Source organism: Streptosporangium sp. NBC_01639 (genome assembly GCF_045209755.1).
In the GTDB taxonomy this organism is placed as follows: Bacteria; Actinomycetota; Actinomycetes; order Streptosporangiales; family Streptosporangiaceae; genus Streptosporangium.
This window is the reverse complement of sequence record NZ_CP109272.1, coordinates 7,729,498-7,749,548: the sequence shown is the minus strand read 5'-3', so window position 1 is coordinate 7,749,548 and position 20,051 is coordinate 7,729,498. Positions and strand designations below refer to the sequence as shown.

Here is a 20,051-nt window from a genome sequence, read left to right as displayed (position 1 = left end):
CCGGAACGCTCCTTCGGAGCATGAGGACCGTCCGGCGCGTGGCATCGGACGGCAGGACGGTCACCCGGCCCGGCGGCGGACGGCGGGCCGGGACCGGGTCAGATCTCCTCGGCGGGGGCGGTCGGATCGAGCTGCCGCGGCTGGACCGCCGCCCTGGGGTGGTGCAGGTCGAAGGCCGGGCGCTCGGACCGGATGCGCGGCAGCGAGGTGAAGTTGTGCCGCGGCGGCGGGCAGGAGGTCGCCCACTCCAGGGAGTTGCCGAAGCCCCACGGGTCGTCCACGGTCACCTTCGGCGCGTGACGGGCGGTCGTCCACACGTTGTAGAGGAACGGCAGCGTGGAGGCCCCCAGGATGAAGGCGCCGACCGAGGACACCACGTTCAGGCCGGTGAAGCCGTCAAGCGGGCTGTAGTCGGCGTAGCGGCGCGGCATTCCCTCGGCGCCGAGCCAGTGCTGGACCAGGAAGGTGGCGTGGAAGCCGAGGAACAGTGTCCAGAAGTGCACCTTGCCCAGCTTGTCGTTCAGCATCGTGCCGGTCATCTTCGGCCACCAGAAGTAGAAGCCCGCGAACATGGCGAACACCACGGTGCCGAAGACGACGTAGTGGAAGTGCGCGACCACGAAATAGGAGTCGGTCACGTGGAAGTCCATCGGCGGTGAGCCCAGGATGACGCCGGTCAGGCCGCCCAGCAGGAAGGTGACCAGGAAGCCGACGGCGAACAGCATCGGCGACTCGAACGTCAGGTGTCCCCGCCACATCGTGCCGGTCCAGTTGAAGAACTTCACCCCGGTCGGAATCGCGATGAGGAAGGTCATGAACGAGAAGAACGGCAGCAGCACCCGGCCGGTGCCGAACATGTGGTGCGCCCACACGGTGATCGACAGACCCGCGATGGCGATGGTCGCCCCGACGAGGCCGACGTAGCCGAAGATCGGCTTGCGGCTGAAGACGGGAATCACCTCGGTGATGATCCCGAAGAACGGCAGGGCGATGACGTAGACCTCAGGATGGCCGAAGAACCAGAACAGGTGCTGCCAGAGCAGCGGGCCTCCGCTCTGGGGCTCGAAGATGCGCGCGCCGAACCTGCGGTCGGCCTCCAGGGCGAGCAGCGCGGCGGCCAGGACCGGGAACGCGATCAGCACGAGCACGCCGGTCAGCAGCACGTTCCAGACAAAGATCGGCATGCGGAACATGGTCATGCCGGGTGCGCGCATGCAGATGATTGTGGTGATGAAGTTGACCGAGCCGAGGATCGTGCCGAGGCCCGCCATCACCAGGCCGACGATCCACAGGTCACCGCCGGTGTTCGGGGAGAACGTCGAGAGGGACAGCGGGGCGTACCCCGTCCAGCCGAAGTCGGCGGCTCCCGAGCCGGTGGCGAAGCCGCCGAGCACGATGATCCCGCCGAACAGGAAGAGCCAGTAACTCACCATGTTCAGGCGCGGGAACGCCACGTCGGGCGCGCCGATCTGCAACGGCATGATCACATTGGCGAATCCGGCGAACAGCGGTGTGGCGAACAGCAGCAGCATCAGGGTGCCGTGGATGGTGAACAGCTGGTTGTACTGCTCACCGGTGACGATCTGCAGCCCGGGATGGGCCAGCTCCGCCCGGATGACCAGGGCCATGATCCCGGCGATCACGAAGAAGACGAAAGAGGTGATCAGGTAGAGATAGCCGATGACCTTGTGATCGGTCGTGGTCAACCACGAAACGATCATCGATCCCTTTTTTTGCGGCACCAGCGTGGGCCGTTGCTGCACCGTGGTCACAGTCGGCTCCCTCCCGTTGTCGACACCCGGGCACGGCGGAACCCCTCCTGTCCGTCCACCCGCCCCTCTCCTGCCCGGCTTCCACAGAACGGACACTCGTCGCAGAACGTCACAGACGTCTATGGAGCTTCTCTTTCCATGAAATTTCCCTCCCGCTATCCGACCTCCCCTCATCCGGGTGGTCGTCGCCTCCTCTCCCGGACGGTCCGCGCCCCGAGTCGGAGACAAGGCCGGGCGTCCGCGCGGTCCCGCCGACAGAGGAGGAAGAACAGGACGTAAAGTCCACATGTGACCGCTATTGACGAACTTGTTGCCGCACTCGCACCGGAGAAGGTGCTGACAGACCCCGATGTGACCGACTCCTACGCGCGGGACCGGACCTTCCTCGAACCGGGCAGGCCACTGGCAGTCGTGCTGGCCGAAACCCGCGACGACGTCGTCGCCACCCTCAGGTGGGCGACCGCGCACCGGGTGCCGGTGGTGCCCCGGGGTGCCGGAACGGGACTGGCGGGCGGCGCAACGGCGGTCGAGGGGAGCGTCGTCCTGGCGCTGCACAAGATGACGGCGATCAGGGAGCTCTCCCCCGCCGACGAGATCGCCGTGGTGGAACCCGGCCTCATCACCGCGGACCTCGACCGGGCGGCGCGCGAGTTCGGGCTCATGTACGCACCCGACCCCTCCTCCTACGAGATCTCCACGATCGGCGGCAACCTGGCCACCAACGCGGGCGGCCTGCGGTGCGTCAAGTACGGCGTGACCCGTGACTCGGCCCTGGGACTGGAGGTCGTGCTGGCGGACGGGCGGATCCTGAACACCGGCCGGCGCACGGTGAAGGGCGTGACGGGCTATGACCTGACCGGGCTGTTCATCGGCTCCGAGGGGACGCTCGGTGTGATCACGGCGGCCACCGTACGGCTGCGCCGGGCACCCACGGTCTACCCGGCGACGATCGCGGCCGAGTTCACCTCCCTCAGGGACGCGGCCAGCGCGGTCGCGGCGATCATCGCGGCGGGGTGCCAGCCGTCCCTGCTGGAGATGCTCGACCGGAACACGCTCAAGGCGATCGACGACTGGCGGAACATCGGGCTGGAGGACGCCACCCAGGCGATGCTGATCGCGCAGTCGGACGCGGCGGACGGTCCGGCGGTCTCCGAACGCATGGCGGAGCTGTGCACCGCGAACGGCTCCCCCTTCGTGGCGGTCTCGTCGTCCCCGCAGGAGGCCGAAGAGCTGATCGGGGTACGCCGCATGGCCTACCAGGCGAAGGAGCGGATCGGCAAATGCCTGGTGGAGGACGTGTGCGTACCGCGCTCGGCGCTGCCGGACATGATCGAGAAGATCGAGGCCATCGCCGTACGGCACGACGTGCTGATCGCCACGGTGGCCCACGCCGGTGACGGCAACCTGCACCCCGTCTTCATCTTCGACCACGGCCTGCCCGAACCGCCGCCCAGCGTGTGGGCGGCCGCCGACGAGGTCTTCCGGGAGGCTCTGGAGCTGGGGGGCACGCTCACCGGTGAGCACGGGGTCGGGCTGCTCAAGCGGCGCTGGCTCTCGCTGGAGGCCGGACCCGCGACGGAGGAGATCCACCACGGGATCAAGCGGGTCTTCGACCCGCTCGGCATCCTCAATCCCGGCAAGGCCATCTGAGGGGCGGTCTGGCGTTATACCCCGGATGAACGGAGTGAATCACCATAGAGCGTCCGTATCACTCCACACACTGGTAGCGTTCTGCCCCAGATAACACATTTTACACTCGACCGGGGGGTCATCGTGGTGCAGCCGCTGTCAGCGGAGGATCCTCAGCGGCTCGGCCCGTTCGAGCTGATCGGCCATCTCGGAGAAGGCGGCCAGGGGGTCGTCTACCTGGGACGGGGACCGGCGGGCGAACAGGTCGCCGTCAAGCTTCTGCACCACGGGCTGGCGGCGGATCCCGATGCCCGGACGCGTTTCCTGCGTGAGGTGTCGGTCGCCCAGCGGGTGGCCCGGTTCTGCACCGCCCCGGTGCTCCACGCCGACCTCGCCGGCAGCCAGCCCTACATCGTGAGCGAGTACGTGCCGGGGCCGTCCCTGCGCCAGCTGGTCGACAGGGAGGGTCCACGCCGCGGCGCCGCGCTCGAACGGCTCGCGATCAGTACGGCCACCGCCCTGGCGGCGATCCACCGCGCGGGAATCCTGCACCGCGACTTCAAACCCGCCAACGTGCTGATGGGGCCCGAGGGCCCGGTGGTGATCGACTTCGGCATCGCCAGGGCACTGGACTCGCCGGGGATGACGGCCACCGGGATGGCGATGGGGACGCCCTCCTACCTCGCCCCCGAGCAGCTCAGCGAGGGTGAGGTGTCGGCCGCGGCCGACGTGTTCGCCTGGGGCGTCACGATGGTCTTCGCCGCGACGGGGAAGCCCGCGTTCGGTGCGGACTCCATCGCCGTGGTGATGAACCGGATCCTGACCTCGGAGCCCAGCCTGGGCGGCCTGGAGGGGCAGCTCCGTGACCTGGTCGCGGCATGCCTGTCCAAGGACCCCGCGCTCCGCCCCACCGCCGAAGAACTCGTCAGCCACCTGATGGGCGCGACACTCGCCTCCCCGGTACGGCGGGCTCCCGCGCCGGTCGCACCGCCCGGGTCCGTACCGCAGCAGGCCTCAGCGCAGCAGGCCCGGTCCCCCCAGGCCCCACCCGCCGGCCCGGCGCAGGGCGGCCCCAGGGCACGGAGGCCGATCGGGCTCCTGCTGGCCGGGGTCGCCGCGCTGAGCGTGGCGGCGGGGACGGTGGTGGTCCTGCAGAACAACGAGAAGGCCGCGGCGGTGGGGCCCATCATCTCGGCCTCGGACTCCCCCTCGCCGGCCGAGGAGTCGGATCCGGCGCTCACCCCTGACAACCCGCCCTCGGCCTGGGAGTCCCCCAGGCCCCGGAAGAGCCCGTCGCCGACCGTCCAGATCACCGACAGACCGGTCAGCCAGCCGACCCGTCCGCCGGCCAGGGACACGGCCGGGAACTCCGGGAACGCGGACACCGCGCCGGACGAGACCGCGTCGCAGGCGCCGCCGATGATCGAGCCGACGGACGGGGGCGATGCGTCCTCCCCGCCGGTCACGACGGCCCCGCCCACCGCGAAACCCACCGCGAAACCCACCGTGAAGCCCACCACGAAACCTACGGCGAAGCCCACCGCCAAGCCGACGGTCTCGCCTCCCAAGCCGAACCCCTACGCCGTGACCACCGTCTGCGGTGCGGGGTACAAGGTCGTCGACTCCAGGGCTCTCGGCACCTCGGCGACCATCTACCTGCTCTACCACTCCGGCGCGGGCAAGAACTGCGTCGTCACCATGGCCAAGTACGTGGCTCCCGCGAAGGTCAAGATGAACGCGACGCTCCAGGTGAAGGGCGGCTCGTCGGGGAGCAACCCGGGCTCCTTCACCACCTACGCTGGCCCCGTACGGCTTGCCGCCGTCAAGAAGTGCGTCATGTGGGGCGGCTCGTACGGCACGCTGACATGGAAGAGCGGCTGGAGTCACTGCGGCTGACGGAGCGGTGGTGGGTCCACCGGCGGATGTCTCCCTCGTTCCGTTGCGTCTCCGTCGGCCGCGCACCGGGCCGAGGTCGACGCCGGGACAGGTGGTCGTGGCGCCTGCCGCCGTGAAAACAAGGCGTCAGGCCGCCGTTCCCGCAAGGATGACGGTGTGACGCCGAACGCGGCGGCGGGCCGTACCGGCTGTGACAGAGGAGGACGCGGTGACAACCGATGGAGACCGGCCGGCGGAGCACCTGGTGCGCGGAGAGGCGGCCGGAGGAGTCGCGACCATCACGCTGGACTCCCCGCGCAACCGCAACGCGCTGTCCGTCCGACTGCTGGGCGAGCTGGCGGACCGGCTCGCCTGGGCGCTGGCCGAGGAGAGCGTGCGGGTGATCGTGCTCACCGGGACCGGGCCGGTGTTCTGCGCCGGCGCCGATCTCAAGGAGCAGCGGATCGGACCGGACGACACGCGCGGCGCGCCGGTGACCGCCTCGTTCCCGGAGATCATGAACCTGATCTGGGAGAGCCCCAAGCCGGTGGTCTGCCGGTTGAACGGCACCGCGCGGGCCGGGGGGCTGGGCCTGGTGGCGGCCTGCGACTTCGCGCTCGCACCGGACACGGCGTCGTTCGCGTTCACCGAGGTGCGGCTCGGTGTGGTCCCGGCGATGATCTCGGTGACCGTGCTGCGGCGGCTCGACCCCCGGGCCGCGGCGGAGTACATGCTCACCGGCGAGGTCTTCGACGCCGCCCGCGCGCAGGAGATCGGCCTGCTCACCCGGGCCGTCCCGGAGGAGGACCTGGACTCCGCGGTGGCCCACTACACCGGCATGCTGCTACGGGGAGGTCCCGAGTCGCTGGCGCTCACCAAGCAGCTCGTGCGGACGGTGCCCACGCTGCCGGTCCAGGAGGGCCTGCACCGGATGGCCGAGCTGTCCGCCCAGCGTTTCACCTCCGCCGAGGGCCAGGAGGGCATCGCCTCCTTCATGGAGAAACGGCCCGCGTCCTGGATCCCCCGGCCCTAGCTCCGGACCTCCCGCCCGGAAGTCACCCGGTGCCCGTCGCCACCCGTCCCGGTCTCCCCGGTCTCCCCGGCAGGAGTGTGGCCGCGCCCCGTCCGTCGCCTTGACCGGGCAGCGCACTCACCGGATGGCCGAAATATGGGCGATTCGGCGATTAACAGCTTCCCGTGATCTTCCGGACTCTAAGATTGCTCGCAATTGCATCATGAGGCTGGCTCGGGGAAGGAATCAGTCATGCGTTTGCGGTTTCTTGGCTCCACTTCGGAGGCGGGCGCCTGCCCTTCTCTCTACGAGACCGATCGCGGCACCATCGTCGTCCAGGGGCTCCATGTCACCGACGCCACGGCTCTGGCCGATCTCCGCCATGTCCTGGACGGTGAGACCGCCATCGAGGTCCCCAGAGAGCTTCTCGTGGATATCGCCCGCCAGGTGCTTCTGTAAATATTGATCACGATTGGGGAGACTCCCCTGGCATGATCCGTATGCCGGGTCTAGCCTCGTGCGAGCCATGCGGAAGTCCGCATGGACACACGGAGCGAGCGGATCGGCGGGCAGGACGCCACCCGGCTCTCCAGGGTCGGCGAAGGAGATCGGTTGAGCGGGTTCCAGCAGGTCCGGACCGACCTTGGCGCGCAGCTCAGGCAATTGCGCGAGGCGGCCCGCCTGTCCGGAAAGGATTTGGCCGAACGCCTGAAATGGCAGGCCTCGAAGGTCTCCCGGATCGAGAACGCCCGCCAGACCGCGACCGAGGACGACATCACCCAGTGGGGGCGCGCCGTACAGGCCGCCCCCGAGGTCGTCGAGGAGCTGATCGAGCAGCTCTCCGGGCTGATGGAGCGCCAGGACTCCTGGCGGCAACGGCATCGCAGCGGCCTGGCCGCGCTCCAGGAGGACATCCGCGACCTGGAGCTGCGGACCGCGCTGTTCCGGGTCTTCGAGCCGGGCGTGGTCATCGGGCTGCTGCAGACCACCGAGTACGCCCGGAGCATCTTCACCCGGATCAAGCGCCTCTACAACGCGCCCGACGAGATCGACGCCGCCATCCGGGTGCGGATGCAGCGCCAGCAGATCCTCTACGACCAGCGCAAGAAGTTCCGGTTCATCCTGCCCGAGGCCGTGCTGCGGTACCGACTGGCCCCGCTGGACGTGATGTGCGGCCAGCTCGACCGGTTGCTCGCGGTGACCGCCCTGCCGAATGTGGAGTTCGGCGTGGTCCCCTTCGAGGCCCCCCTCCCCTCCGCCCTGCTCAACGGCTTCTGGATCTATGACAGCGACCAGGTCGCGGTGCCGACGAGGACCCGCGACCTGATCCTGCGCGACCCGGAGGACATCGCCTTCTACGAGCGGGCCTTCGATGAGTTCTGCGAGGTCGCGGCCTTCCGCGAGGAGGCGAGAGCCGTGATCGTCCGGGTGCTGGAGGACTTCGCCCGACAATCCTCGGATTAATCCCCGCAATTGCTTGATTAACCTCCCAAGATCGTGCAATTCTCTGTCGAGACGGAGGTGACGCACGATGCTGGACACACTGTCTTGCCTGGAGAGGTTCGCCACTGCGACGCGGCGGCATGCCGACCTTTCGGTGCAGAAGATGTCGTTCGGGGATCCCGCCTACGTGTGCGTCCGCAACCGGTTCAGCAACACGTTGATGGAGACCGTGACCTGCTCGCAGGACGGCGGCTTCATCACCTCGTGGGGCTACCGGCTGGGGAGCACCGACAACATCGAGGACGCCGCCGCGCGCCTGGCGTTCTTACTCGCCGCGCTGCCCGCCTGAGACCTCGCCGCGCTGCCCGCCTGAGACGCTCGCGGCCGGCGCTGGCCGCTCCGGGCCGGACACGCTTCCCGGACGACCGGGGAGATCAGGCGGGGAAGACCGCGGGATCGAGGCCGACCTCACGGGCGGCGGCGACCCGGGCATGGTGCAGGAGCCGGGCACGGGACATGTTGCCGGCGTGCAGGGTGTAGCGGACCACCAGACCGTCGAGCATCCCGTCGATCCGCTCGGCCGACCCCTGAGGGTCGTCGCAGACGAACGCGCCCGAGGCCACGCCATCGGCGATCACCCGGCCGAGGATCTCGATCCAGGCGCCCTCCAGCTCCAGCAGGATGGTCCGGACGTGCGCCTCGCGCACGCCGACGGCCCAGGCGTCGAGCCAGAGGATCCAGCTCTGGTCGGACCGGGACGCCGGGATGTAGAAACGCAGGACGCGATCCAGCCGCTCGACGGCGGTCCCCGGCTCCTCGGCGATCTCCTTCAGCCGCCGGACCTCCGACTCGCTGGTGCTGCGGAGCATCTCGGTGATGAGATCGTCCTTGGTGGCGAAGTGGTAGTGGATCAGTCCGCCGCTCACGTTGGTCGCCTTGGCGATGTCGGCCACCCGGGTGCTGGCCAGCCCCCGCTCAAGCACGACCCGCCGGGTGGCTTCGAGCAGCTCGGCCCGACGCTGGTCGGCCTGGTCTGCGCGGCTGCCGCGCGCCCCTCCGCTTTGCACGGCGCAAGACTACAGCCGCCGGGCCGCGACGGCGCGGCCCTCCGGGGACCCGCTGCAACCGGCCGCCAGGCGCCCGGTGTCCGTTCCGGCTCAAGGCGGCGAGGCAGGTGCGAACGCGGGCGACGGTGGCGGCGGCCTCGGGGTCGTCACGGCGGTGACCGCCTTCGCCGCGGTGGGAGGTGAGCAGCCCCTGGGCCTCGCAGGAGCGGAGGAGACGTACGGCCACGCCTGTTTCGCGGAACGGCTCCCCGATCGTTATGTGACTCACCTCACAGGGCAGCGACTTGAATCTGACACCGATGTCACCTCCTAACGTTGTGCACATGACAACGACTTCGACCGCACCGGCGCCCGTTTCGCTCTACGGATTCCTGACCCCCAAGCCCGGACACGCCGACGAGCTCAGGAAGCTCCTGATGGACCTCGTCGAGCCGTCCCGAGGGCACGAGGGCAGCCTTCAATACCACCTCCACGAGCAGGAGGACGGCCGGCTCTTCCTCTATGAGGTCTGGCGTTCGCAGGAGGACCTCGACCGGCACAACGCGACCCCGCTGCTGCGCGCCTTCATGGACGAAGTGTCCGAACACCTCGAAGGAGCACCCGAGGCCTACTTCGGCGCGATGAGGAGTCCCTATCCGGCCATCGCGGTCTGACCGGCGACAACGGCTCGATCCGCGCCCACAACTCGGCGGGCTGAGGTGCCCTGATCCTTCCGGACACGGACGGGACACCCGGCGGCGGCGCTCCGGGGGACGCGCGGCCGGGAACGGTGTTCCGGGCCGCGCGCCTCCGGTCAGCCGCAGCGGTACAGGGACTCGCCTCCCTCGGTGCCGCCGTACTCGGCAGGGGTGACGGCCGTGCAGTTGGCCTGCACCCACGCGTTCACCTCGGAGTCGCCGCCGCCTCCGGGGCCGCCTCGCCCGCCACCCGGCATCACGTACCTCAGCTGTCCCGCGGAGACGAGTTGCTTGAGCCGGTCGACGGTCATGGCCGGGTCGCTGCCGGTGAAACCCCCCATGGCGAGCACGGGCAGGCCGGTGGACAGGATGACCGACGAAGCGCTCTGCGCGCTGCCCACCGCCACCAGCCAGGTCGCGCCGCCGCGGTTCTTCTTCAGGTATTCGACCGCCTTCTGGTCCAGGGCCCCACCGGGACCGCCGCGCATGCCGCCCGGCGCGTTCCCCGGCCTGTTCCCCCGGTCCCGGCCGGGGAAGCCCTCCGGGAGACCGCCCGGCATTCCACCGGGTCCCCGCATGCCGCCGAAGCCGCCGCCCCCCGAGGGTCCCGCGGTGGGATTGGTGCCGTTGACGGGCGAGCCGAGCGTGCTCAGGGCGTAGGCGGCGGGGCCGGCGAGCCCCGCGACCAGCCCGGCGACCACGGCGACCACGGCGACCCGCCCCAGCAGCCGCCGGCCGAGCCGGGCCAGGACCAGCCCGGCCACCGCGGCCACCGTCACCGCGGCCACCGCCCAGGCCAGCCAGGGCAGGAAGTCCGGAGTACGGCGGAGCACCGTGAAGGCCCACGCCCCGGTGATCGCGATACCCGCCGGCAGCACCCACGACCACGACCTGGACTCCCGGTACGCGTGCCACATCAGCACCCCGCCGAGACCGGTCAGCGCGGCGACGGCCGGCGCCATGGCGGTGGTGTAGTACGGGTGGAAGGTGCCGCCCGCGAAGCTGAACACCACGTAGTGGACCGCCAGCCAGCCGCCCCACAGCAGCAGGGCCGCACGGGTGCCGCGAAGGTAACCGCGACGGGCCAGGACCAGCCCGGCGACCAGGGCGATCACGGCGAAGGGCAGAAGCCAGGAGATCTGCCCCGCCAGGATGTCGTTGAACAGCCGTCCCGCACCGGACGTGCCGCCGAACCCACCGCCGAAGCCGCCGCCCCCTTCGGGGAAGCCGCGCTGCGCGCCTTCCGGGAGTCCCTCGGGGAGACCGCCCGGCATCCCGCCGCCCCCCGGCATCCCGCCGTTCCCCTGCGTGCCGCCGAAGATCCGGCCGAGGCCGTTGTAGCCGATCACCAGGTCCCAGACGGAGTTGTCGGTGCTGCCGCCGATGTAGGGGCGGCCGGCGGCGGGCCACAGGTCCACGACCACCATCCACCAGGCGCTGGAGACCAGCAGCGCGACGCCCGCCGCGAGCAGGTGGCCGAGGCGGCGGAGCACCGCGCCGGGGGCCATCGCCAGGTAGACCGCGGCGAAGGCCGGAAGCACCAGGTAGGCCTGGAGCATCTTGGTGGTGAAGGCCAGTCCGATGAGGACGGCCGACAGGACGAGCGCGCGCAACCGGCCGGTACGGACCGCCTCCAGGCAGAACCAGGCGGCCAGGACCAGGAGCAGGACGAGGACGGTGTCGGGGTTGTTGTCCCGGTTGATCGCGACCGTGATCGGCGTCAGTGTCATCACCAGGGCGGCGAGGAGCCCCGCGGCATGGCCGGGGGTTCCGGGCAGTGCCCGCCGTACGGCCGAGTGGACCACGGCGACGGCGGCGACGCCCGCCAGGACCTGGGGCAGGAGCATGCTCCACGTCCCGAACCCGAAGATCCTCGCGGAGAGCCCCATCACCCACAATGCGAACGGGGGTTTGTCCACGGTGATGAACGATCCGGCGTCCAGCGCGCCGAAGAAGAACGCCTTCCAGCTCCGGGTGCCGGACAGGATGGCGGCAGAGTAGTACTCGTTGGCCAGGCCGCTGAGCGCCCAGCCGTAGAGGACGGCGGCCAGCGCGAGCACTCCCCACAGGGCGGGGCGCGACCAGCGGGGATCGGCCGGAGCGCCGAGGACCGCCCGCCGTAGGGCGGCCCCGGGCCCCGCCGCGCCGGCGCCCTCACCGGAGGAGGCCGCATGACGGGGAGCCGCGACGGAGACCGCCTGCGGCACGGAGACGGTCTCGGCGGAACCGAGCCGGCCGGGATTCTGCGAGGTCAACGGGTGATCTCCTTTGTGCGGCGGGGGTTGAAGACCCACACGCGAAGCAGCAGGAAGCGGACCAGGGTGGCGAGGCCGTTGGCGGCGATGACCGCCACGAGCTCGGCGGTGGTGGACGCCCCGGGAACGAGGTGGTCGAGCAGGGCCAGCCCGCCGGTGCTCAGCAGCAGACCGATGAGGAAGGCCAGGCCGCCTTCGAGCTGGTGGCGGAGCGCCCCCGCGCGGCCGGTGACACCGAAGGTGAAGCGACGGTTGGCGGCGGTGTTGGCGACCGCGGTGACGGCCATGGCCAGGGCGTTGGCGACCACGGCGGGCATGACCAGCCGCAGGGAGACGAACAGGGCCAGATGCGCCACCGTACTGATCACACCGATGACGGCGAAACTGGGCAGCTGGCGGCCCATGCCGCTGGGCAGCCGGGCGGCCCGGACGCGCGGCGGCACCGGGATCCGGGCCGCGCCCGACAGGGTTTTCCGCGCCACCCTGGCCAGGCCGCGCAGGTCGTCGGCGGCGGTCCGCACGATGTCGACCCGGCTGTCCGGATCGTCCACCCAGTCGACCGGCACCTCGTGGATGCGCAGCCCGTGCCGTTCGGCCAGGAGCAGCAGCTCGGTGTCGAAGAACCACTCCTGGTCCTCGACCGCGGGCAGCAGCGCCTGGGCGATCTCGGTGCGCGCCGCCTTGAACCCGCACTGCGCGTCGGAGAAGCGGGCACCCATCACCGAGCGCAGCAACAGGTTGTAGGAACGGGAGATGAGCTCCCGCTTCGGCCCGCGCACCACGTTCGCGCCTCTGGACAGCCGGGTGCCGATGGCCAGGTCGCTGTGGCCGGACAGCAGCGGGGCCACCAGCGGCAGAAAGGCGTCCAGGTCGGTCGACAGGTCGACGTCCATGTAGCTGACCACGTCCGCGTCGCTGTCCGACCACACCTGCCGCAGCGCCCGGCCGCGCCCCTTCTCCGCCAGGTGTACGGCACGCACCCCGGGAAGCTCGGCGGCCAGTTCCCCGGCGATCTGCCAGGTGCCGTCGGTGCTGGCGTTGTCGGCGATCGTGATGCGGAAGCCGTAGGGGAAGGTGTGGGTCAGGTATCCGTGCAGCCGCCTGATACTCGCCGGCAGGGCGCGCTGCTCGTTGTACACCGGGACGACCACCTCGACCAGGCGCGTGGTGAGTGCTGTCTGCATGCCCTCACCCTCACGGCGGGGCCTTGGAGATGACTGAGCCGATGATGAACGCCGGGTGAGAAGTCCAGACGTGCCCCGGCGGAAGGAGCTGCTGCGCGGTGCGTTCGACGGCCTGCACGACGACGTGGACCGGTGGCTGGACGAGCTCGCCTTCCCGCCTGTGAGCGCGCGATGGCGGCGTCACCCGCCGTATCAGGAGGCCGGGTCACGGCCCACCGCTGAGCTACGGCGGGCCCCCTCTACGCTCATCTTGTCCGCCCCCTCCAGGCGCCTGATCGGATCGGATCGCAGCGGTCGGGTACGGCCGGGGTTTTTCCGGCAGGGTTGACATCGAAAGGAGGCCTCGTGATCTCAGCGCTCAACCGGCTTGTCGATCTCGTCGAGGAGCACCTCGTCGAGGAGCTCGACGTCCACGGGTTGGCCAAGGAGCTTGGCACGACCGAGTACCACCTGCGCCGGATGTTCTCGTCGTTGGCCGGCATGCCGTTGTCGGAGTATGTGCGCCGCCGCCGCATGACCGTCGCCGCCGCCGACGTCGTCCGGGGTGCGGACGATTTGCTGAGCATCGCCGTCCGGCACGGATACGGCTCGACCGAGGCGTTCGGACGTGCGTTCCGCGCGGTCCACGGCTCCGGCCCCGGTGACGTGCGCCGCGACGGAGGCCCCCTGCGCACACAACCGCAGCTCAGGTTCCGCCTGACCGTCGAAGGGAGCATCCCCATGGACACCCGCATCATCGACCGCCCCGCGTTCCGGCTGGTCGGACACGCAGCCCGGGTTCCGCTCATCCACCAGGGCATCAACCCGCACATCCAGCAGCACATCACCGCACTGCCGCAGGAGGAGCATCTCCGGCTGAAGGCCGTCGGCGACACCGAACCAGAGGGCCTGCTGCAAGTCTGCGACGACCTCGACCCCGACGACACCGAGGGTAGCGAACTGACCTACCTGCACGGGGTCGCTGTCTCTCAGGACACGCCGGCCCCCGACGACCTCGACGCCATCGAGGTACCGGCCGGCAGGTGGGCGGTCTTCCGCACTTCCGGACCGCATCCGCAGGCCCTGCAGACGGCCTGGGCCGCGACCGCGACCGAGTGGTTCCCCTCCAACCCGTGGCGTCTGCGGCCAGGTCCCTCGATCGTCGCGGTCCTCGAGCGCGCGGACGACTTCAGCACCGCGACATGCGAGCTGTGGCTACCCGTCGAACCGGCGTGACGGACTGCGGTGCGGGCGCGGCCCAGGGCATGACCGTTCCACCGGGCATCGAGCCGGATCAGGGTCAGGCTACGGCGGAGCGGTGACTAAGGGGTGGCTAGGGATGGGCGGTGCCCGGCAGGCTGAGGCTCGCGACCACGCCGCCGCCCTCGGCGTTGCCGAGGCGCACCTGGCCACCCGCCTCCGACACCGTCTGCGCCACGATCGCCAGACCGAGCCCGGAACCCGGCAGGCTGCGCGCCGACGGTGAGCGCCAGAAACGCTCGAAGACGTAGGGCAGCTCGTCGGCGGGGATGCCGGGACCGTGGTCGCGCACGGTCAGCTCGCCCGCGCGCAGGCGTACCTCGACCTGGCCCGGGCTGAACTTCGCGGCGTTGTCCAGCAGGTTGAGCACGGCGCGTTCCAGCGAGGCGGGGTTGCCCTCGACATACCAGGGATCGAGTTCGGCGCCGACCTCCGCACCGCGCAGCCTGGCCCGTTCGACGGCGGCGCCGACGACCTCGTGGAAGGCGAACTCCACGTGCGGCTCGTGGTCGCTCTCCCCGCGCGAGAGCTGGAGCAGGTCGCCGACCAGCGTGGACAGCTCCTCGAACTGGGCCTTGACGTTGACGAGCAGGCGCTCCTTGGCGGCCGGGTCGAGGGCCCTGCCGGTGTGCTCGCTGCGCAGCAGCAGGTCGATGTTGGTGCGCAGGCTGGTGAGCGGGGTGCGCAGCTCATGTCCGGCGTCGGCGATGAGCCGGCGCTGGCGGTCGCGGGACCCGGCGAGGGCGGCGGTCATCGCGTTGAACGAGGTGCTCAGGCGCGCGATCTCGTCGGTGCCCTCGACCGGGATCGCGGTGTCGAGATCCTCGGTCCTGGCGATGTGCTCGACGACCCCGGTCAGGCGCTCCACCGGGCGCAACGCCGTACGGGAGATGAGCAGGCCCGCCAGGGCGGCGCCCAGGACCCCGAGTGCGGCGACCCCGGACAGTATCCCGGCCAGCCAGGTCAGCGTCGACTCGGTCTGAACCAGTGACCGTGACTCCATCACCGCGACACCGGGCGCGACGTTCTGGGTCCGTACCCGCACCGGGTCACCGTCGTCGGTGACGCCGTCACGCAGCTCGGCGTGCCCGTACGCTCCCGACGCCACCGCCTGGTCGACCTCGGTCACCGTGACCGCCGTCTGGCCGACCAGGCACCGCCGGCCGTCCGGGTAGACGACCTGCACGAGCGGCAGGAAGGGCCGCAGCCCGTCGCCGCCGGCCGGGAACGACTGTCCGGCGGCGCACAGCGCGACGATCCTGGAGACGTCCCGCTCCCTCGGCGGCCCCTCGCCGGGCGGCGCCCCCCTCGGATAGGCCTGCAGCGACCGGTTCACCTGGGCGTAGAGCTCGTCGCGGACGATGAACCAGCACGTCCCGGCGCAGGCCGCGATCGCGAGGGCCACGGCCACGGTGATCAGGAGGGTGAGGCGGGAGCGCAGGGAGCGGCGGCCGCTCACGGAGAGCTCCGCAGCACGTAGCCGACGCCGCGGACGGTGTGGATCAGCCGGGGGCGCCCGGCGCCCTCGGTCTTGCGCCTCAGGTACATGACATAGACGTCGAGGGAGTTGGAGGACGGCTCGAAGTCGAAACCCCATACCTCGCTGAGGATCTGCTCGCGGGTGAGCACCTGACGCGGGTGGATCATGAGCAGCTCAAGCAGGAGGTACTCGGTCCTGGTCAGCTCCAGCGGTTCGCCCCCGCGGGTGACCTCACGGCTGGCGGTGTCCATCCGCAGGTCGCCGTGGACGAGCACGCCGTCGGCGGCGGCGGGCGCGGCCAGGGCGCTGCGCCGCAGCAACGCTCTGACCCGGGCCAGCAGCTCGTCCAGCTCGAAGGGCTTGACCAGGTAGTCGTCGGCTCCCGCGTCCAGCCCGGAGACCCGGTCGCCGACGGCGTCACGGGCGGTGAGCATGAGCACCGGGACATGGTTGCCGGCCGCCCGGAGCCGGCGGCAGGTGGTCAGCCCGTCGAGCCGGGGCATCATCACGTCGAGCAGGACCAGCTCGTACGGCTCCCGCTCCAGGGTCTCCAGCGCGGCCTGACCGTCGGAGGCCAGGCCGACCCGGTATCCCTCGAACTCCAGGCTGCTCTGCAGCGCCTCCCTGAGCGCGGGCTCGTCGTCCACGACCAGCACCCGCGCCGTCTCACCGTCACCCATCTCCCCACGTTAAGGGCTCATCATGAGAGGTTGATGAGTCCGCGCAGGTGGTGACCGCCCTCGTTCCGGGTGGCTTCCCGTTCGTGGCGGGCCCGGACCCGCCCGGGGAGGAGCGGGCCGCGACGGCGCCGGCCGTCGCGGCCAGACCGGTCTCAGAGCGGTGGGACCACGGCGGCGTCGCGGCCGGGAACACCGCCGGCGCCGCCGGGTCCACCCGTCACTTCTCCCAGCCGACCTTGTTGAAGTCGTCGGAGGACAGGCCGCCGGCGCCGAAGTTGGCCAGCCCCTTGCGTACCGCCAGCAACTGCGGGCGCTGGTAGAACGGGATGGAGTGGCCGAGCTGCCAGACCAGCGCGTCGGCCTGGTTGTAGAGCTTGATCGCCTCGGCCCGGTCGGTGGTGACCTGGGCCTTCTTCAGCAGGTCCACCAGCTCGGGCGAGGTGACCCGGCCGTAGTTGCCGTAGACGTTGTCGCCGTCGGGCTGCTGGAACTGCTCGTAGGCCTGGGACAGGAAGATCTGGTCGACGTTGCGGAAGGAGACCAGGTCGAAGTTGCTGCGGTAGACGTACTTCTCGAAGTAGTCGTTGCCCGGCACCTTGTCGATCGTGAGCTGGATGCCCACCTGACCGAGCATCTGCTGGATCAGCGTGGCCGAGTCGATCGACGACTGGGTGGCCTCGGCGGAGAGCACGAAGGAGAGCTTGAGCGGCTGGCCGTCCTTGGTGCGCGGGTTGCCCTCGGCCCAGCCGGCCTCGGTGAGCAGCTTCTTGGCGCCCTCGACGTCCAGCTTGCCGTACTCACCCGAGGTGTCCTGGTAGCCCTCCTGGTTCGGCATGAAGAAGTGGTTGCCGATCGGCTTGGGGTCGACGGGCAGGTCCTTCAGCGAGACCGTGGCGATCGCCTGCCGGTCGATGGCCTTCTCGACGGCGTTGCGCACCTTCTGGTCGGCCAGCGGGCCGCGTCCGCCGTTGAGCAGCACGAAGACCTGGTCCCAGCGGGCGCCGACGCGGATGGCGGTCGACGGGTCGTCCTTCAGCCGGGCATAGGACTCGGTGGTGCTGGCGCCGACGTAGTCGATCTCCTTGTTCAGGTAGGCGTCGAGCGCGGTGGCCGGGTCGATCGCGCGGAAGACGATGCTCTCCAGCTTGGCCGGGGTGCCCCACCATTTCGGGTCGCGCACGGCGGTGATGGTCTGCGCCGTCTTGTCGTAGGAGTCGATCTTCCAGGCCGAGGAGGTGATCGGTACGTTCTCGCGCCAGGACTTGTTGAACTTCTCCGGGGTGTCGTAGGCGGCGGCCGGGAAGAGCGGGTTGAACAGCGACTGCCAGTCGGCGAACGGCTGGTCGAAGGTGACCTTGACCTGGGTCGCGTCGGCTCCCTGCTCGACCTTGCCGATCAGCTCGTAGCCCGCGGAGCTGCCGATCAGGTAGGCCTTGTCCTTGCCGTTCAGCGCCTTCCACTGCGCCTCGAAGTCCTTGGCGCCGAGCTGCTTGCCGTCGGACCATGTGGCCTTGGGGTTCAGCGTGTAGGTGACGACCTGCGGATCGGTCGAGGTCACCTCGGCTGACACCAGGTAGTCCGGGTTCGGGTGGGCGACGCCCTTGGCGTCGCTGCTGAACAGGGTGGGCTCGACCAGCGCCACGATGGCCTGGCCGTCGCCCTGCTGACCGTCCACCTGGTTGCTGTTGTACTGCGTGATCCACTGCTGGATGCTCATCCGAAACGAGCCGCCGTCCTTCAGCTTGTCCAGCGGCTGCGGGTTGATGTCGGCCGCGTCGACCGCGACCGGGGCGGCCGACGGTGCGGCCGAAGGCGCCTTCGCCGGGCTCTGCCCACCCCCGCAGGCAGAGACCGCGATCGCCAGGACCGCCGCTACCAGCGGTAACCGGATTTTCATCCCAAACTCCCTCAATTACGCCAATTTCCGACCCGAACTGTAGGGTACCGGTAGATCAGCGTTCAAATCAGGAGGAACTTCGTGCTCGTCTTTCTCGGCAAACGGGCCGGGTACTACGTCGTCCTCCTCCTGGTGGCACTGTTCATCTCCTACGCCCTGGCCTCGGCGAGCATGAACCCCCGTGCCTACTTCGAGGGCCGGCAGCCCAGGCCGTCGGCCGCGTCGGTCGAGGCGCACCTGACCGAACTGGGCGTCAACGACCACACCCCGTTCGTGCGGCGCTTCGGCAGCTGGGCGGCCGGCGTCGTCACCGGCGACCTCGGCCAGACCATCGACGACACCTCGGTCAACGACGAGTTCGGCCGCCGGATCGGCGTCAGCCTGCGACTGCTGCTGATCGGCACGATCGTCGGCACCGTCGTCGGTGTGCTCGCCGGGGCATGGGGAGCGGTGCGTCAGTACCGCTTCTCCGACCGGGCGATCACCGTGATCTCCTTCGTGCTGCTGTCCACGCCGATATTCCTGCTCGCCACACTGCTGAAGATCGGCACGACCTGGCTCAACGCGAACGTCGTCCATCTCATCGACTTCACCGGCGAGAAGTCACCCGGACTGCAGGGCGGCTTCCTCACCCAGTTCGGGGACCGGGCGGCGCACCTGCTGCTGCCGACCCTGTCCATCGCGCTGGGCACGATCGCCGCCTACAGCCGCTACCAGCGCGCGACCATGCTCGACGTGCTCGGCTCCGACTACCTGCGCACCGCGCTGGCCAAGGGCCTGCACCCGCGCCGGGCGCTGCTCAGGCACGGCCTGCGCACCGCGCTGGTACCGATGACCACGTTCTTCGCCTTCGGCTTCCTCGGCGTCTTCACCGGCGCCGCGTTCACCGAGCGGATCTTCGGCTGGCACGGCATGGGCGACTGGTTCATGGAGTCCGTGGCGAAGAACGACGTCAACTCCGTCGTCGCCGTCAACCTGTTCGCGGCGGTCGTGATCCTGCTGTCGGGCTTCCTGGCCGACCTCATGCACGCCGCCCTCGACCCCCGGGTACGCATCTGATGCTCACGATCACCCTTCGCCGGCTGCTCAGGGCGAAAGGCGTCGTGATCGGCGCCACCGTCATCGCGCTGCTGTTCGTGCTGGCCTTCCTCGGCCCCGTCCTCGGCCCGCACGGCCCGATGGACATCGACTACACCGCCATCCGGTCGGCACCCTCCGCCGACCACTGGTGGGGCACGAACCGGGTCGGTCAGGACGTCTTCGCCCAGACCACCTACGGCCTGCGCAAGTCACTCGTCATCGGTCTGGTGGTGGCGCTGTTCTCAACCGTCCTCGCCTCACTGGCGGGTGCCGCGGCGGGCTACTTCGGCGGCTGGACCGACCGCGCGCTGCGCTTCGGCGTCGACCTGCTGCTGGTCTTCCCGGGCTTTTTGATCATCTCGATCGTCTCACCCCGGCTGAGGGGCTCCGGCTGGCTGGTCTTCGCGCTGCTGCTGGGCATCCTGGGCTGGATGATCAGCGCCCGGATCGTCCGCTCGATGACGCTGTCGCTGCGCGAACGGGAGTTCGTCAGGGCCGCCGAGTTCATGGGAGTGGGAAGGTTCCGGGTGATCGGCCGGCACATCCTGCCGAACGTCGCGTCGTTCCTGATCATCGACACCACCATCGCGGTGGGCGGCGCGGTGATGAGCGAGACCGCGCTGTCCTACTTCGGCTTCGGCGTGCAGCCGCCGGACGTCTCACTCGGCACGCTGATCGCCGCCGGCACCGAGGCCGCGATCGGCTACCCGTGGATGTTCTTCTTCGCCGCCGCGTTGCTGATCGTCTTCGTGCTGGCGGTG

At 70.0% G+C, this 20,051-nt stretch carries 16 protein-coding genes and 1 pseudogene; 10 read left to right on the top strand and 7 right to left on the bottom strand.

All coding sequences use genetic code 11. From position 1 onward, the window contains the following. Positions 1–98 precede the first annotated feature (98 nt). The gene (gene ctaD / locus OHA77_RS35165; protein WP_406313596.1) at positions 99–1,721 is read right to left on the bottom strand and encodes a cytochrome c oxidase subunit I; all 1,623 of its coding nucleotides are present in this window, start codon (positions 1,719–1,721) and stop codon (positions 99–101) included. A 339-nt stretch (positions 1,722–2,060) separates the two neighbouring features. Between ctaD and OHA77_RS35160 the strand changes: the two genes are divergently transcribed. From OHA77_RS35160 to OHA77_RS35135, 6 genes are all read left to right on the top strand, one after another. Next, entirely contained in the window at positions 2,061–3,422 is a 1,362-nt protein-coding gene (locus OHA77_RS35160) for an FAD-linked oxidase C-terminal domain-containing protein (protein WP_326823897.1), read from the top strand. A 123-nt stretch (positions 3,423–3,545) separates the two neighbouring features. Further along, positions 3,546–5,297 carry a serine/threonine protein kinase gene (locus tag OHA77_RS35155; protein ID WP_406313595.1) on the top strand — a complete coding sequence of 584 codons (1,752 nt, stop codon included), beginning with the start codon at positions 3,546–3,548 and terminating at the stop codon, positions 5,295–5,297. A gap of 208 nt (positions 5,298–5,505) precedes the next feature. Then, on the top strand, positions 5,506–6,309 hold the full coding sequence (locus OHA77_RS35150; protein ID WP_326823899.1) for an enoyl-CoA hydratase-related protein: 804 nt from the start codon (positions 5,506–5,508) through the stop codon (positions 6,307–6,309). A gap of 231 nt (positions 6,310–6,540) precedes the next feature. Next, positions 6,541–6,747 (top strand): hypothetical protein, encoded by a 207-nt coding sequence (locus OHA77_RS35145; RefSeq protein ID WP_326823900.1) that lies wholly within the window; start codon positions 6,541–6,543, stop codon positions 6,745–6,747. An 81-nt stretch (positions 6,748–6,828) separates the two neighbouring features. Next, positions 6,829–7,752: a helix-turn-helix domain-containing protein gene (locus OHA77_RS35140; protein ID WP_406313594.1), complete on the top strand. Its 924-nt coding sequence runs from the start codon at positions 6,829–6,831 to the stop codon at positions 7,750–7,752. A 67-nt stretch (positions 7,753–7,819) separates the two neighbouring features. Beyond that, on the top strand, positions 7,820–8,080 hold the full coding sequence (locus OHA77_RS35135) for a hypothetical protein (RefSeq protein WP_184758580.1): 261 nt from the start codon (positions 7,820–7,822) through the stop codon (positions 8,078–8,080). A gap of 85 nt (positions 8,081–8,165) precedes the next feature. Here the strand turns inward: OHA77_RS35135 and OHA77_RS35130 are convergent, their stop codons facing one another. Beyond that, positions 8,166–8,798: a TetR/AcrR family transcriptional regulator gene (locus OHA77_RS35130; RefSeq protein ID WP_406313593.1), complete on the bottom strand. Its 633-nt coding sequence runs from the start codon at positions 8,796–8,798 to the stop codon at positions 8,166–8,168. 323 nt (positions 8,799–9,121) lie between these two features. Between OHA77_RS35130 and OHA77_RS35125 the strand changes: the two genes are divergently transcribed. After that, on the top strand, positions 9,122–9,451 hold the full coding sequence (locus tag OHA77_RS35125; RefSeq protein ID WP_326823903.1) for a putative quinol monooxygenase: 330 nt from the start codon (positions 9,122–9,124) through the stop codon (positions 9,449–9,451). Between the two features lie 140 nt (positions 9,452–9,591). On the opposite strand, the gene OHA77_RS35120 is transcribed toward OHA77_RS35125, so the two are convergent. Both OHA77_RS35120 and OHA77_RS35115 read right to left on the bottom strand, forming a co-directional pair. Further along, positions 9,592–11,730 (bottom strand): glycosyltransferase family 39 protein, encoded by a 2,139-nt coding sequence (locus OHA77_RS35120; RefSeq protein ID WP_406313592.1) that lies wholly within the window; start codon positions 11,728–11,730, stop codon positions 9,592–9,594. Continuing rightward, entirely contained in the window at positions 11,727–12,914 is a 1,188-nt protein-coding gene (locus OHA77_RS35115; RefSeq protein ID WP_326823905.1) for a bifunctional glycosyltransferase family 2/GtrA family protein, read from the bottom strand. Before OHA77_RS35115 ends, OHA77_RS35120 begins: the two co-directional genes overlap by 4 nt. Positions 12,915–13,259: 345 nt before the next feature. Between OHA77_RS35115 and OHA77_RS35110 the strand changes: the two genes are divergently transcribed. Continuing rightward, positions 13,260–14,129: a GyrI-like domain-containing protein gene (locus OHA77_RS35110; protein ID WP_406313591.1), complete on the top strand. Its 870-nt coding sequence runs from the start codon at positions 13,260–13,262 to the stop codon at positions 14,127–14,129. Positions 14,130–14,226: 97 nt separating this feature from the next. On the opposite strand, the gene OHA77_RS35105 is transcribed toward OHA77_RS35110, so the two are convergent. From OHA77_RS35105 to OHA77_RS35095, 3 genes are all read right to left on the bottom strand, one after another. Continuing rightward, positions 14,227–15,612, bottom strand: coding sequence for a sensor histidine kinase (locus tag OHA77_RS35105; RefSeq protein ID WP_406313590.1), 1,386 nt, complete (start codon positions 15,610–15,612; stop codon positions 14,227–14,229). Continuing rightward, on the bottom strand, positions 15,609–16,313 hold the full coding sequence (locus OHA77_RS35100; RefSeq protein ID WP_406313589.1) for a response regulator transcription factor: 705 nt from the start codon (positions 16,311–16,313) through the stop codon (positions 15,609–15,611). Before OHA77_RS35100 ends, OHA77_RS35105 begins: the two co-directional genes overlap by 4 nt. 217 nt (positions 16,314–16,530) lie before the next feature. After that, positions 16,531–18,210 (bottom strand): ABC transporter family substrate-binding protein, encoded by a 1,680-nt coding sequence (locus OHA77_RS35095; protein ID WP_406313588.1) that lies wholly within the window; start codon positions 18,208–18,210, stop codon positions 16,531–16,533. 81 nt (positions 18,211–18,291) lie between these two features. Here OHA77_RS35095 and OHA77_RS35090 point away from each other — a divergent pair, with 81 nt between their 5' ends. Further along, on the top strand, positions 18,292–19,269 hold the full coding sequence (locus OHA77_RS35090; protein WP_406313587.1) for an ABC transporter permease: 978 nt from the start codon (positions 18,292–18,294) through the stop codon (positions 19,267–19,269). Next, positions 19,269–20,033 (top strand): annotated as a pseudogene (locus OHA77_RS35085) (ABC transporter permease); the annotation flags it as partial. The gene OHA77_RS35090 and the pseudogene OHA77_RS35085, both read left to right, overlap by 1 nt. Positions 20,034–20,051 lie beyond the last annotated feature (18 nt).